General features: G+C 54.3%; 11 protein-coding genes. 8 read left to right on the top strand and 3 right to left on the bottom strand.

From position 1 onward, the window contains the following. The 3 genes from GZ59_RS14280 to GZ59_RS14270 are packed head-to-tail and all read left to right on the top strand — an operon-like array spanning position 1 to position 2,809. Positions 1-864 carry an ABC transporter permease gene (locus GZ59_RS14280; RefSeq protein WP_011094492.1) on the top strand — a complete coding sequence of 288 codons (864 nt, stop codon included), beginning with the start codon at positions 1-3 and terminating at the stop codon, positions 862-864. A gap of 2 nt (positions 865-866) precedes the next feature. After that, positions 867-1,862 (top strand): ABC transporter ATP-binding protein, encoded by a 996-nt coding sequence (locus GZ59_RS14275; protein WP_011094491.1) that lies wholly within the window; start codon positions 867-869, stop codon positions 1,860-1,862. Continuing rightward, the gene (locus GZ59_RS14270) at positions 1,859-2,809 is read left to right on the top strand and encodes an ABC transporter ATP-binding protein (protein ID WP_051623305.1); all 951 of its coding nucleotides are present in this window, start codon (positions 1,859-1,861) and stop codon (positions 2,807-2,809) included. The genes GZ59_RS14275 and GZ59_RS14270 overlap by 4 nt, the downstream gene beginning before the upstream one ends. Here the strand turns inward: GZ59_RS14270 and GZ59_RS14265 are convergent. Further along, positions 2,795-4,294 (bottom strand): SulP family inorganic anion transporter, encoded by a 1,500-nt coding sequence (locus tag GZ59_RS14265; RefSeq protein WP_039292661.1) that lies wholly within the window; start codon positions 4,292-4,294, stop codon positions 2,795-2,797. The two genes, GZ59_RS14270 and GZ59_RS14265, sit on opposite strands and share 15 nt — an antisense overlap. A gap of 170 nt (positions 4,295-4,464) precedes the next feature. After that, entirely contained in the window at positions 4,465-7,977 is a 3,513-nt protein-coding gene (gene nifJ, locus GZ59_RS14260) for a pyruvate:ferredoxin (flavodoxin) oxidoreductase (RefSeq protein WP_039292659.1), read from the bottom strand. A gap of 489 nt (positions 7,978-8,466) precedes the next feature. Here nifJ and nifH point away from each other — a divergent pair, with 489 nt between their 5' ends. The 5 genes from nifH to GZ59_RS14235 all read left to right on the top strand — a co-directional run bounded on the left by nifH (position 8,467) and on the right by GZ59_RS14235 (position 13,450). Next, positions 8,467-9,348: a nitrogenase iron protein gene (gene nifH / locus GZ59_RS14255; protein WP_011094487.1), complete on the top strand. Its 882-nt coding sequence runs from the start codon at positions 8,467-8,469 to the stop codon at positions 9,346-9,348. Positions 9,349-9,407: 59 nt separating this feature from the next. Then, positions 9,408-10,856 (top strand): nitrogenase molybdenum-iron protein alpha chain, encoded by a 1,449-nt coding sequence (nifD, locus tag GZ59_RS14250; RefSeq protein WP_039292655.1) that lies wholly within the window; start codon positions 9,408-9,410, stop codon positions 10,854-10,856. Between the two features lie 58 nt (positions 10,857-10,914). Next, complete coding sequence (gene nifK, locus GZ59_RS14245) at positions 10,915-12,483, top strand: nitrogenase molybdenum-iron protein subunit beta (protein ID WP_039292652.1); 1,569 nt, start codon at positions 10,915-10,917, stop codon at positions 12,481-12,483. A gap of 72 nt (positions 12,484-12,555) precedes the next feature. After that, a complete protein-coding gene (gene nifT / locus GZ59_RS14240; RefSeq protein WP_039292650.1) occupies positions 12,556-12,774 on the top strand; it encodes a putative nitrogen fixation protein NifT in 219 nt (72 codons plus the stop codon). 13 nt (positions 12,775-12,787) lie between these two features. Continuing rightward, positions 12,788-13,450 (top strand): NifB/NifX family molybdenum-iron cluster-binding protein, encoded by a 663-nt coding sequence (locus GZ59_RS14235; RefSeq protein WP_039292647.1) that lies wholly within the window; start codon positions 12,788-12,790, stop codon positions 13,448-13,450. Between the two features lie 302 nt (positions 13,451-13,752). Here the strand turns inward: GZ59_RS14235 and GZ59_RS14230 are convergent, their stop codons facing one another. After that, complete coding sequence (locus tag GZ59_RS14230; protein ID WP_039295116.1) at positions 13,753-14,943, bottom strand: MFS transporter; 1,191 nt, start codon at positions 14,941-14,943, stop codon at positions 13,753-13,755. Between the last annotated feature and the right edge of the window lie 9 nt (positions 14,944-14,952).

The following is a 14,952-nucleotide window of genomic DNA, read 5'->3' as shown; positions in this document are numbered from 1 at the left end:
ATGAAAGCGCTGTTTTCCAATCAACTCCTGACAGCGGGCGTCGCTATCCTGCTACTTATTCTTGTCGTTGCGGTAGGGGGCGCGTTCCTCAGCCCTTACGATCCCTATGCGCTGAATCCCCTCGCGCGGCTGTCTGCGCCTACGTTTCAGCACTGGTTTGGCACCGATAATTTTGGTCGCGATGTGTTTGTGCGGGTGGCGATTGCCGTACAGATTTCGCTGTCCGTTGGTGGCGCTGTGGCGCTGATTTCGGGAACGATTGGCACGCTGATTGGCCTGCTATGCACCTGGTATCGTCTGCTGGACGCGATCATCATGCGGATTTGTGACGGGTTGTTTGCCTTTCCTTCTCTGCTGCTGGCGATTTCCATCGTCGGTATTCTTGGCCCGAACTCCGCCAATGTTGTGCTGGCGCTATCGCTGGTGTATGTGCCGTCGGTGGCACGCGTGATGCGTGCGGCGGCGCTGGTGATCAAGGAGAAAAATTACATTGAGGCGCTGCGTGCACAGGGGGCAAAGAGCCGCCGGATCATCTGGCTGCACATTCTACCCAACGTGATATCGCCGCTGATCGTTCAAGTGTCGTGGATCTTCTCGGTTGCGATCCTCACCGAGGCCGCGCTGAGTTTTTTAGGTTCGGGGATCCCCGCCCCAACGCCCAGCCTGGGTAATTTATTGTTGGAGGGGAAAAAAGTAATTTTTACCTCTTGGTGGATGACCTTTTTCCCCGGTATTGCCATCGTGCTCTTGATCCTGTCTCTGAATATGATTGGAGACGGCCTGCGCGATATCTCCGACCCCACGCTTAAACCGCTTTCACGTCGGGTTTCCCGTCTGCTGAAAGCAGTAACGACCCCAAAGTGAATATGATGAGTGAAACGCCGCTACTGTCTGTCAAAGACCTGAAAGTCACGTTTGCCGTGCCGTCTGGCCTCTTGCACCCCGTTCGAGGGATCTCTTTTGAGGTGAAACCGCGTGAGACGCTGGGCATCATCGGTGAATCGGGCTGTGGAAAAAGTGTCACCGCCGATGCGCTGATGGGGCTGTTGCCTGCGCGCGCTAGTCGGGTCGACGGCGAGGCTAGTCTGAACGGCCAGCCGCTGCTGTCGCTGTCAGATGAAGCGCGGCGACGTCTGCGTGGCAATGCGCTGGCGATGATTTTTCAGGACCCGCTTTCCAGCCTTAATCCGGTTTATACCGTCGGTGAACAGATAGAGGAAAGCCTGCGGCAGCACACCACGCTATCGCGTCAGGCGCGGAAAGCGCGGGTACATGAATTGCTTACTCAGGTGGGGATGCCCGATCCGGCCGCCTGTGCCGTGAGCTATCCGCATCGACTATCCGGCGGGATGCGCCAGCGTGTGATGATTGCTATCGCTATTGCCTGTGGGCCGGGATTACTGATTGCCGATGAACCGACAACGGCGCTCGACGTCACCATTCAGGCGCAGATTCTTTCGCTGTTGGATAGGTTAAAAGCCGAAACCGACATGGGCATCGTGCTGATTACTCACGATCTGTCGGTGGTGGCGCAGATGTGTCAACGCGTGATTGTGATGTATTTGGGGGAAGTGGTGGAGCAGGCGGATGTGTTCACGTTGTTTGATCATGCTCGTCATCCTTATACGCAGGCGCTGCTGCGAGCGGTGCCTAATCTCGATGCGCCGCGCAAAAGCGAGCTACCGGAGATAACTGGCAGTGTCCCACCGCTGTCCCATCCGCCAACCGGCTGTGGTTTTGCTCCGCGCTGCCCGCTGGCGGATGAACGCTGTCACCATTCTCCACCCGTGCTCTCCGTGGCTGACGGATCGGGTCATCGAGTACGCTGTTGGAAAGCGGACAGCCTCGGGAGCGGTGTATGATCGCGCCGTTATTACAGGTGAAAAACCTGCGTAAAACCTTTCGGGTTGGGCACGGATGGCGCAAAAAAACGCTAGTGGCGCTGGATGATGTCAGTTTCCATATTTTCCTCGGTGAAACTTACGCACTGGTTGGGGAGTCGGGCAGTGGCAAAAGCACCACGGGGCGCAGTATTTTAGGGCTGACGCCCGCCAATGCCGGTGAACTGCACTTTGCCGGTCACGATCTCCGGCAACAGAATGCTGAGCAGTTACGACAGTTGCGGCGCGACATGCAGATGATCTTTCAGGACCCGCTCTCCTCGCTCGACCCCAAGCGTAGCGTCGGGTACAGCATTGAAGAACCGCTGATTATCCACGGTATACACGACAGCCAATGGCGCAAGGAGCAGGTAGTCAAGATGTTGACGCGAGTCGGGTTTACCGCTGCGGATGCCGGACGGTTTCCGCATGAGTTTTCCGGCGGGCAGCGCCAGCGTATCGGGATTGCTCGCGCGCTGGTGCTGGAACCTAAATTGATAGTGTGTGACGAACCGGTTTCGGCGCTGGATGTCTCTATCCAGTCGCAAATTCTGAATCTGCTTTTGGCATTACAGCGGGAGCAGGGGCTGGCGTATTTGTTTATCGCGCACGATCTGAGCGTGGTACACCATATTGCTGACCGTATTGGTGTGATGTATCGCGGGCGCATTGTCGAAGAAGCACCCGCAGCTACGCTATTTTCAGAGGCGCGTCATCCGTATACGCGTTTTCTCTTGGCATCGATTCCGCCTGCGCATCCCCGGTTAAAGCGGGCTGTTCAGGTTAGTGCGCAGCAAGGACAAGAGGGCGGGTGTCAGTTTGACGAACTAACACCCGGCACACCGGCGCGATGCCGCATACATCCAACGCAAGAATATTGGATTAATGCAGAGCATCGCGTCGCCTGCGCGCGATCAGAGATGCCCTGACAGGCGCTGGTGAATTTTGCTGCTGTGGTTATCCAGCCCGATGATCGAGACTTTCGCTTCGTAACGGTGATAGCGGGTTTCGATAGCGTCGAGCGCCGCTACGCTGGAGGCATCCCAGATTTGGGCGTGCGTCAGATCGATGGTGACGTTCTGCGGGTCCTGCGCATAGAGGAAGTGCTCGAAGAGGTCATTGCTGCTGCCGAAGAATAGCGGCCCGCGTACCGTGTAGTGCACCGACTTCCCGTCTTCGCTAACGCGACGTTCCGCATGAATGACGTGCGCCACGCGGCGTGCAAACAGCAGGATGGCAAAGATCACGCCACCCGCTACGCCGATTGCCAGATTTGCCGTCGAGACGGTGGCGATCACCGTTACCACGACCACCAGCGTTTCCGACAGCGGCATCCGTTTCAGCGTAGTGGGGTGCAGGCTATGCCAGTTCATCGTTTTCAGCGCGACAATCATCATAATCCCTGCCAGCACTACCATCGGAATCTTAGCCATGATTTCGCTCAGGCCAGTCACCAGCAGCAACAGCACCAGTGCGGCGGCGAGGGTAGAGATACGCGTACGCGCTTTCCCTAACTCCACATTGACCACGGTTTGCCCGATCATCGCACATCCAGCAATGCCGCCGTAGAATCCGGCGAAGAGATTGGAAACGCCCAGTCCCCAGCATTCGCGGCGCTTGCTGGACGGTGTATCCGTGATGTCGTCTACCAGTTTGGCGGTTAACAGCGATTCCATCAGCCCGACGAAGGCAATACTGAGCGCGGTTGGCCAGATGATGCGCAGCGTTTCAAGATTGAACGGCACCAGCCAGTGGGTGAAACTCGGCAACCCGGGCTGCATGGGGCCAGCATCGCCGACGTTAGGCACCGTGATGCCGGTAAACATTGCAATCGCCGTCACGGTCACAATTGCGACCAGCGGTGCGGGAATGCTTTTTATCACATAGGGCAGCAGCAAAACGATCGCTACCGTTAACGCAAACAGCAGCCAGACAAGCGAGGAGTGCCCGTAAACATGCGGCACCTGCGCGGCGAAAATCAGGATACTCAGCGCATTCACGAAACCGATCATTACCGAACGAGGAATGTAGCGCATCATTCTCGCCAACCCAGCCAGCCCAAACAGAATCTGGATCAGTCCCGCCATAATCACCGCAGGCAGAATATAGGCCACGCCGTGTGCGTGTACCATCGGGCCGATAACCAGCGCCACGGCACCGGCGGCGGCCGTGACCATCGCGGGTCGGCCACCGAGAAAAGACATGGTGAAGCACAAGACAATAGAGGCGATCAGGCTGACTTTCGGGTCTACGCCCGCGATGATAGAAAACGATATCACCTCTGGAATAAGCGCCAGCGCAGTGATAGTGCCCGCCAAAATTTCGCGCATAAGCAGCGAGGGCGAGCGTAAGGCGGCAAGCGTTGACGTAGGTGATTGAACCGGCGTCGGCGTTGCGTCGGGTGATGAGATCATAAGTGCAGGCTTAATTTTTATAGTCAATGACGAAAGGCGGGAGAGGATAAATTATCGGCAATATAAAAGATACTGTCCTTCATCGGTGATCAAGGGAAAGTTTACTGGGGGTACGAAGGGGCGGATAGCGCTTTCGCTATATCCGCCCACCATGGTGTTTTCTTCTGCGATCAGCCACCCGCTAAACGTCGGTAACGTTCATATCGTTCTCTGGCATCCCGTTCTGTTTGCTCAAATAGGCTATTGGCGATCGCGGGATGTTGACGTTTTAGCGACGCATAGCGGACTTCACCCATCAGGAAATCCTGAAAACTCTCTTCCGGTTCGTCTGAGTCGAGCGAGAAGGGATTTTTCCCTTTATCCACACGCTGTGGATCGAAGCGATATAAGTGCCAGTAACCGGCATCCACGGCTCGCTGGGTTTCACGCTGACTGCATCCCATGCCCGCTTTCAACCCGTGATTGATACAGGCAGCATAGGCGATGATCAACGACGGGCCCGGCCAGGCTTCCGCTTCCGCCATCGCTCGCAGGGTTTGCGTCTTATCCGCGCCCATGGCGATCTGTGCCACGTACACGTTGCCATAACTCATGGCCATCATGCCGAGATCTTTTTTGCGCGTACGTTTCCCTTCGGCGGCAAATTTGGCGATAGCGGCAACCGGTGTGGATTTGGATGATTGTCCTCCCGTGTTGGAATATACCTCGGTATCAAACACCAGCACATTGATGTCTTCACCGGAGGCCAGCACATGGTCCAGCCCACCGTAACCAATATCGTATGCCCAACCATCGCCACCGAAGACCCACTGCGAAGGCTTGGTCAGGTAATCACGGTTCTGATAGAGATGAGTGAGTAAGGGATCTTTACCGCGCTCTTCTGCCAGCATATCGATCACTGTATCGGCACGTTCCCGCGAGCCTTCTCCGCGATCTTTCAGTTCCAGCCAGTTGCTGAATGCCGTATTCAGCGCTGGGGTGAGGGGTAAGGCCAGAGCAGCTTGTACATCCTGAGCAAGTTGATCGCGGATGGCGCGGCTCCCCAGCAGCATACCTAGGCCAAACTCGGCATTGTCTTCGAACAGCGAGTTAGCCCAGGCGGGGCCTTGTCCTTTATGGTTGGTGGTGTAGGGAATGGACGGTGCGCTGGCTCCCCAAATGGAGGAGCATCCGGTTGCGTTCGCGACCAACATGCGATCGCCGAATAATTGAGTCAACAGCTTGGCATAGGGTGTTTCGCCGCAGCCCGCGCATGCGCCAGAAAATTCCAATAGAGGTGTTTCAAATTGGCTGCCTTTTACCGAGATTTTGTTAAAGGGATTACCTTTAGGCGCAAGGGAGAGCACCTCTTCCCATAGCGGAATCTGGTGACGCTGGCTATCGATCGGTTGCATTGTCAGTGCTTTGCCGCGTGATGGGCAAATATCGACACAGTTACCGCAGCCTGAGCAATCCAGCGGTGATACTGCCAGATGGTATTCATAGGCTTTCGCCCCTTGAGCCACCTTACTTAACAGCGCCACTGGGGCATTGCTTCGCTCTTCCTGACTCAGCAGCGCAGGGCGAATGGCTGCATGAGGACAGATAAAGGCGCACTGGTTGCACTGAGTACAGCCCTCGGGTTGCCACGCGGGCACCTGAATCGCAATGCCGCGTTTTTCATAGGCGGCAGTACCGAGAGGGAAAGTCCCATCCTCCATACCGATAAAGGCGCTGACGGGCAAGTTGTCTCCCTCCTGGCGATTCATCGGTTCCAGAATATTGCGGATAAAATCCGGTAGGGTGCGCGTCTCCTTCTCTTCCACCTCCGGCAGCGTCGCCCAGGCAGCAGGAATCGTTACCTCGACCAGCGCCTGCATTCCCTCGTCTATCGCGGCGCTATTCATGTCCACCACGTTTTGGCCTTTACTGCCATAGGATTTGACTACTGCCACTTTTAGATAGTCGGCGGCGGTTTCTGGCGCAATGATCGCGGCCAGCTTGAAGAAAGCCGCCTGCATAATCATGTTAAAACGACCACCTAACCCAAGGCGCTGCGCAATGTGTACCGCGTTGAGGGTATAGAAACGGATGGCGTGCTGCGCCAGATAGCGTTTCATGGCGTTAGGCAATTTCGCTGCTACCTCTTCAGCCGTCCAGGAGCAGTTCAGCAAAAAAGTGCCGCCCGGTTTTAACCCCACCAGCAGATCGTATTTCTCCACGTAGCTTTGTTGCGAACAGGCAATGAAATCCGCATGGTGAATCAGATAAGGCGAGGTAATCGGGCTCTGCCCAAAGCGCAAATGGGAGACGGTAATGCCACCTGACTTTTTCGAGTCGTAAGAGAAATAGGCCTGAGCGTAGAGCGGGGTGTGATCGCCAATAATCTTGATGGCGCTTTTGTTGGCACCCACAGTACCGTCGGAACCTAGCCCCCAGAATTTACACGCGGTAGTCCCCGCTTTTGCGGTATTGATTGGCGCAGTCGAAACGGGCAATGAGGTGTGAGTCACGTCATCGATTATCCCTACGGTAAAGCTATCTTGCGGCAACGGGCGCTTAAGGTTATCGAATACGGCAACGATGTGTGCAGGAAGAACATCTTTTCCTCCCAGCGCGTAGCGTCCACCGATAATCAGCGGTGATTGTGCATGGCGGTAATAGGCATTTCTCACATCAAGGCATAAGGGCTCAGCCTGAGAACCCGGCTCTTTGGTGCGGTCGAGTACCGCGATGCGTTGTACGGTTTCTGGTATGTGGGCAAAGAAATGCGGCAGCGAAAACGGGCGGTAGAGATGTACCGTCAGCAGCCCCACCTTTTCCCCTTGCTGATTCAGATAATCGACCGTTTCCTGAATTGTCTCGCACACTGACCCCATGGCGATGATCAACCGTTCTGCATCCGGCGCGCCGTAGTAGTTAAACAGATGGTATTCACGCCCGGTGAGCTGGGTGATTTGCGCCATATAGCCTTCCACCATCTCAGGCAGCGCGTCATAAAAGCGGTTAACGGCTTCGCGTTCTTGAAAATAAATATCCGGGTTTTGTGCCGTCCCTCTAATCACTGGGTGATCGGGGTTCAGGGCACGACGGCGAAAGGCATTCAGTGCTTCACGATCCAATAACGGCTCTAGTTCTTCATAGTCCAGCAGTTCGATCTTCTGGATTTCGTGCGAGGTGCGGAAACCATCGAAGAAATTGATAAAAGGCACACGGCCTTTGATGGCGGTAAGGTGCGCCACGGCGGAGAGATCCATCACCTGCTGCACGCTGCTTTCTGCCAGCATGGCACAGCCCGTTTGACGTACCGCCATCACATCCTGATGGTCACCAAAGATGTTCAACGAATTGGTAGCCAGCGCGCGTGCGCTGACATGAAACACGCCCGGCAGCAGCTCACCGGCAATTTTGTATAAATTGGGGATCATCAACAGCAATCCCTGCGAGGCGGTGTACGTGGTGGTCAAGGCCCCGACTTGCAGAGCACCATGCACCGCGCCAGCCGCTCCGGCTTCGGACTGCATTTCTATCAGGCGCACCGGTTGACCAAACAGGTTCTTTTTACCCTGTGCGCTCCATTCATCTACGTTTTCTGCCATGGGGGTAGAAGGGGTGATGGGATAGATGGCTGCGACGTCGGTGAAGGCGTAAGAGATATACGCCGCAGCGGCATTCCCATCCATCGTTTTCATTTTTCGGGTCATGCGGGATTCCTCTTGGTTGGGAGCTGGTGACACGTTGGGCGCAGGTGAAAATGGGCAATGACAGGCAGCGCCCCTGATTCACCGTCTCAGCGAGTCAGTAGCACAGCCTGTGCCATGTCGAGGTATAGAAAAAATGACACTATTTTTTAATGGGTTAACTTGAGTGGTTGCTGCGAATGTCACAGGGATAGGGTGAGGAATTGCGTGGAATAAGACAGAAACAGCCACATCCTGTCGGGCTGCCAACAAACTGTCGTGGTGATGCGGGCTGAACAGGCTTGCCGACACGCTCAGCCCCCTCCCTGACCACAATTGTTCTCTTTACAACAATTGGTTCGCTGATTGTCTTGTGTTTGTCTCGCCTTTCATGACCCTTCTTTTATTAACACCATAAAATTCAATGTATTAATGATATTGGCCCAGCTGGTATGTTCCCTGCAATGGTTAGGACGTGCATCACGCATTCAACCCGAAACAGGAGAAGACACCATGGCTATGCGTCAATGTGCCATTTATGGCAAAGGGGGGATTGGCAAATCCACCACGACTCAGAATTTGGTCGCCGCACTGGCGGAAATGGGCAAGAAGATCATGATCGTCGGTTGTGATCCGAAGGCGGATTCAACCCGTTTGATTCTGCACGCCAAAGCGCAGAACACCATTATGGAGATGGCAGCAGAGGTCGGTTCGGTCGAAGACCTCGAATTGGAAGATGTGCTGCAAATCGGTTACGGCAACGTACGTTGTGCAGAATCAGGTGGCCCAGAGCCGGGCGTTGGCTGTGCTGGGCGTGGTGTTATCACCGCCATCAACTTCCTTGAAGAGGAAGGTGCCTATGTCGACGACCTCGACTTCGTGTTCTATGACGTGCTGGGGGACGTGGTATGTGGCGGCTTCGCGATGCCGATCCGTGAAAACAAGGCGCAGGAAATCTACATCGTGTGCTCGGGGGAAATGATGGCGATGTACGCCGCCAACAATATCTGCAAAGGGATCGTGAAATACGCCAAGACCGGCAAGGTGCGTCTGGGGGGCCTGATCTGTAACTCACGTAACACCGATCGTGAAGATGAGCTGATCATCGCTCTGGCAGAAAAAATTGGCACCCAAATGATCCATTTTGTCCCGCGCGACAACATCGTACAGCGCGCCGAAATTCGCCGTATGACTGTGATCGAGTATGACCCGAACTGTAGTCAGGCTAATGAATATCGCCAACTGGCACAGAAAATTGTCGCTAACACCATGAAGGTTATACCGGTGCCCTGCACCATGGATGAGCTGGAAGAGCTGCTGATGGAATTCGGCATCATGGAGGAAGAGGACACCACTATCATCGGTAAGACCGCCGCCGAAGAGAACGCTGCCTGATCGCTTAACCCCGTCATAGGCCGCCGTGAGGGGGCAGTTGACGCAGAAGGAACATTGGAATGGCAAATGCAACGAGTGAACGCAATCAGGCGATCATCCAGGAAGTGCTGGAGGTTTTCCCTGACAAAACGCGTAAAGAGCGTAAGAAACACATGATGGTGGCCGATCCGGCGCAGGAGGGCGTCGGAAAATGTCTGGTTTCCAACCGTAAATCCCAGCCGGGGGTGATGACGGTTCGCGGCTGCGCCTACGCCGGTTCCAAAGGTGTGGTATTTGGGCCGATCAAGGACATGGCCCATGTTTCCCACGGGCCAATTGGCTGCGGTCAATATTCCCGCGCGGGGCGTCGTAACTACTACAACGGCGTTAGCGGCGTTGACAGCTTCGGTACCCTCAATTTCTCCTCCGATTTTCAGGAAAAGGACATCGTGTTTGGTGGCGATAAAAAGCTCACCAAATTGATCGAGGAACTGGAACTTCTGTTTCCGTTGACCAAAGGCATCTCCATTCAGTCGGAATGTCCGGTGGGGCTGATTGGGGATGATATCGAAGCGGTCGCGAATGTTAGCCGTGAAGCTATCGGCAAACCTGTGGTTCCGGTGCGCTGTGAAGGCTTTCGCGGTGTGTCGCAGTCGCTAGGTCACCATATCGCCAACGATGTGATCCGCGATTGGGTGCTGGATAACCGTGAAGGCCAACCTTTTGAATCAACGGCCTATGACGTCGCGATTATCGGTGACTACAACATTGGCGGCGATGCCTGGGCTTCACGCATTCTGCTGGAAGAAATGGGGCTGAGAGTCGTGGCGCAATGGTCCGGCGACGGCACGCTGGTGGAGATGGAAAATACCCCCTATGTGAAGCTGAATCTGGTTCACTGCTACCGCTCTATGAACTACATCTCACGCCATATGGAAGAAAAGCATGGCATTCCCTGGATGGAATACAACTTCTTCGGGCCGACCAAAATTGCTGAATCACTGCGCAAGATTGCCTTGCAGTTTGATGAGACGATTCAGAAAAACGCCGAAGCGGTAATTGCTCGCTATCAGGCACAAACGGATGCGGTGATCGCCAAATATCGTCCGCGACTGGAAGGGCGCAAAGTCCTGCTCTATCTCGGCGGGTTGCGTCCACGCCACATTATCGGGGCGTACGAAGATCTCGGTATGGAGATTATCGGAACCGGCTATGAGTTTGGTCATAACGACGATTACGACCGGACGTTGCCTGATTTGAAAGAGGGCACGCTGCTGTTCGATGACGCCAGCAGCTATGAGTTGGAGGCCTTTGTCAAAGCCTTAAAACCGGATCTGGTCGGGTCGGGGATCAAGGAGAAGTATATCTTTCAGAAAATGGGCGTGCCGTTCCGCCAGATGCATTCCTGGGATTACTCCGGCCCTTATCACGGCTATGACGGTTTCGCCATTTTTGCCCGCGATATGGATATGACGCTCAATAACCCGAGTTGGCAAGCGTTGACAGCCCCGTGGCTGAAATCAGCCTGATTCTTATTATCCTGATATCCCGTTAGTTCACAGATGAGTGGCGCGGGAGGAGAGCACCATGAGCCAAACTGCAGAGAAAGCCCAGTCCTGCTACCCCTTGTTCGAGCAGGAGGAATACCAAACGCTGTTTCACAATAAACGCCCATTGGAAGAGGCGCACGATGAGCAGCGGGTACGCGAGGTCTTTGAGTGGACCACCACGCAAGCGTATCAGGAACTGAATTTTAAGCGCGAAGCGCTAACCATTGATCCTGCGAAAGCCTGCCAGCCTTTAGGCTCTGTGCTGTGTTCTCTCGGCTTTGCCAACACCTTGCCTTATGTTCATGGTTCGCAGGGGTGTGTTGCCTATTTTCGTACTTACTTCAACCGTCACTTTAAAGAGCCGATCGCCTGCGTTTCGGACTCAATGACGGAAGATGCCGCCGTATTCGGGGGGAATAACAACCTGAACGCGGGTCTGGAGAACGCCAGCGCGCTTTACAAACCGGAGGTCATTGCGGTTTCTACCACCTGTATGGCGGAAGTCATCGGTGACGATCTTCAGGCGTTTATCGCCAATGCCAAGAAAGATGGCTTTGTCGATGCCGATATGCCGATCCCTTATGCCCATACGCCCAGCTTTATCGGTAGCCACATCACCGGCTGGGACAATATGTTTGAGGGCTTCGCCCGTACCTTTACCGTAGGGGAAGATAAAAATTATCAGCCGGGTAGCCTGCCGCGCCTTAATCTGGTGACGGGATTTGAAACCTATCTGGGGAACTATCGGGTATTGAAACGCATGATGGCTGACATGGGCGTCCCCTGTGCCATTCTGTCCGACCCTTCCGAGGTGCTGGATACCCCTGCAGACGGCCACTACCGCATGTATGCCGGGGGAACGACTCAGCAAGAGATGCGTGATGCGCCGAACGCCATTGATACGCTGTTATTGCAGCCGTGGCACCTGATCAAAACCAAGAAAATGGTTCAGGATGTCTGGAATCAGCCTGCCACCGAGGTGTCAGTCCCCATCGGATTAAGCGCAACGGATAAACTGCTGATGACCATCAGTGCGCTGACCGACGTGCCGATCGGTGAAGCATTGACGCTGGAACGCGGACGGCTGGTGGACATGATGCTCGACTCACATACCTGGCTGCACGGTAAACGTTTCGGTTTGTATGGCGACCCGGATTTTGTCATGGGGCTGACACAGTTCTTATTAGAACTCGGATGCGAGCCAACGGTGATCCTGTGCCACAACGGCAATAAACGTTGGCATAAAGCGATGAAAAAAATTCTGGAAGCGTCGCCCTATGGACAGGAAAGCGACGTGTACATCAATTGCGATCTGTGGCATTTCCGCTCGCTGATGTTCACCAAACAGCCCGATTTTATGATCGGTAACTCCTACGGAAAATTCATTCAGCGTGACACGCTGGCGAAGGGTGAGCAGTTTGAAGTACCGCTGATTCGCCTCGGTTTCCCGCTGTTTGATCGCCATCATCTGCACCGTCAAACAACCTGGGGTTATGAAGGGGCAATGTCGATCCTCACCTCTCTGGTGAATGCGGTATTGGAAAAGCTGGATCGCGACACCATGAAACTGGGAAAAACGGACTACGGCTTTGATCTTGTTCGCTAATCATGGGGTTATTTTGACCGCCATATCGGCCCGACGTTGTTCGGGCCGTCACATGCAGCAAAGGAGGACGCGATGCCGATGGTGATTTTTCGTGAACGCAATGCACAGCTGTACTGCTATATCGCCAAACAGGATCTGGAAGCGAGAGTGACCGGGATTGAGTTTGATAGCCACGAACGTTGGGGCGGTGAGGTTGAACTGGAAGGGGGAAAACGTTACTACGTTAATCCGCAAGCAGAGAAACCTGCTTTTCCGATCAGTTTACGTGCCACACGACCTGATGTGGTATGAACAGGAGGGGAGCATGTCTGATGATGATCGTCTGTTCTGGCGGTTGTTTGCGCTGATTCAATGCCTGCCGGAACTCTCGCCACCGCAGTTATTACACTGGCTCAATCAAGGGGAGGATGTCTCTCTGGATGTGGCTTTTCTCATGTCCCTGAATCAGCCACAGCTGCTGGCCACGTTTCCTGGCGATCCCGCGATCCTGACGCGCAGCCGTTGGCAGAATGTGATGGCTTGCCTGCGGGGCGAGCTGCCACCGCATCTGGCTGTGGTCTCGCCGAAGGGACGTCAGCCGCAGTTACTGGCTGCATTTTCGTCACAGGATGGCATGACCATCAACGGACATTTTGGTCAGTGTCGGCTGTTTTTTATCTATGCGTGTGACGAGGCGGGGTACTGGCTACATGGGCTACGCCGTTACCCTAGCGAGTCAGGGGAACAAGAGGGGAATGAAGTCCGTGCGCAGCTGTTGAAAGGGTGCCATTTGCTCTTTTGCGAAGCGATTGGCGGTCCAGCGGCAGCGCGCATTATTCGCCATAATGTGCACCCGATGAAAGTCCCTCCGGGCACCTCTATTCTGTCACAGTGCGATGCCTTGCAAGCGCTGATGGCGGACCGTCTCCCACCCTGGTTGGCGAAACGGTTGGAAAAAGGCAATCCGCTGGAGGAACGGATATTTTAGCCCGCAAGTAAGGGTTCGTTTGGGAAACGGAACTTATTGTACGTTAAGGGTAAAATCTAACCTTCAACTGAAAATATCCAGGGATAAAAAACTACGCGAAAGCGTAGTTTTTGTGGAAAACAGAGGGTGCTGTTATTGGTCGTTAATAAATATCACAACCAGTGGATTCAACTGTGCCGGACATTCCTCGGGTAGCCAGTGTCCATACCCTGCCAACACATGCCCCTCGACCTTTTTTACGACCTCTTATAAGAAAGTCATGGGCAGGCTTAATCGCCCTGACAAAAATATAATCAAGTTGTTTACGATGAGCGCTCCCCCGCAGGGAATCCATGGTTCCTGGCACGAAAGGCAATAATCAGAGCAACGATTAACAGAGCAAGTAGGGCCCAGGGTAAAGAACTGGCTCCTTCATGTCTGAGCAAAAGCCCGCCTGTAAGGCCACCAAGAGCGATAGCGCTATTCCAGGTCACCACATTCATTGAAAGCGCAATATCAGCATGCTCACCCGCCGTATCTGCCAGGGCTGTTTGCAGTAATGTCGCAGCGCCTCCGAACGTCAGGCCCCAGACTGCTATTCCGGGATAAATCACGGCGGGGGACGTGGCTGAAATACCAAAGATGACCGAAACAAGGGCGAATACTGAAAGTGAAAGAAGCACGGCAATACGCAGGCCGGAGTCTATCACCTTGCCGGTGATGAAAATCCCGACCATCGCAGCCAGGCCAAAAACCAGCAGAACAATATCCACGCTTGATGAAAGCCCTGCCTGGGACAGGAAAGGGGCGATATAGGTATACAAAATGTTGTGCGCAAGCATCCAGGTCAAAACCACTCCCAGAATAGGACGGATACCGGGGATCAACAGGACAGAAGTGAGACGCATTTTTTGCCGGGTGGCCTGCCCTGGATAATCAGGCACAGCCAGAATGATCCAGGCCATCAGTGCCACGGATAATCCGGACATAACGGCGAAGGTCAGACGCCACCCCAGGAGATCCCCCAGCCAGGTTCCTGCAGGCACGCCAAGGGAAAGTGCGACAGGGGTACCAATCATTGCCAGCGTAAGAGCCCGTCCCTGAAGTGAAGGAGCAACCATTCTTCTTGCATAGCCCGCAATTAAACTCCATGCCAGCCCTGCAGCTGCACCGGCAAGAAAGCGGGCGCACATAATGACAGCAACGCTATCAGATAAAGCCGTCAGGCTGTTGAAGAGCAGAAAGCCGCCCACCGTAGTAAGCAAAACCAGACGTCTGGACCATGCCTGGGTCATGATAGTCAGGGGAATGGCGGCCAGAAGTGAACCCGCTGCATAAGCGGTTACCATCTGCCCGGCAACGGATGGTGATATATTAAGGTCAGAACTTATGCCAGGCAAAAGACCCGCTGGGATTGTTTCGGTCAATATACAGATGAAACCCGTCATGGCCAGTGCCAGTAAAGCAAAAACAGGCAGGCTATCAGCCTCATCATTTTGCGTATGTTTTTTCATATTAAATAA

It is taken from the genome of Pectobacterium atrosepticum (assembly GCF_000740965.1).
In the GTDB taxonomy this organism is placed as follows: Bacteria; Pseudomonadota; Gammaproteobacteria; order Enterobacterales; family Enterobacteriaceae; genus Pectobacterium; species Pectobacterium atrosepticum.
This window is presented reverse-complemented; position numbering and strand designations above follow the sequence as displayed.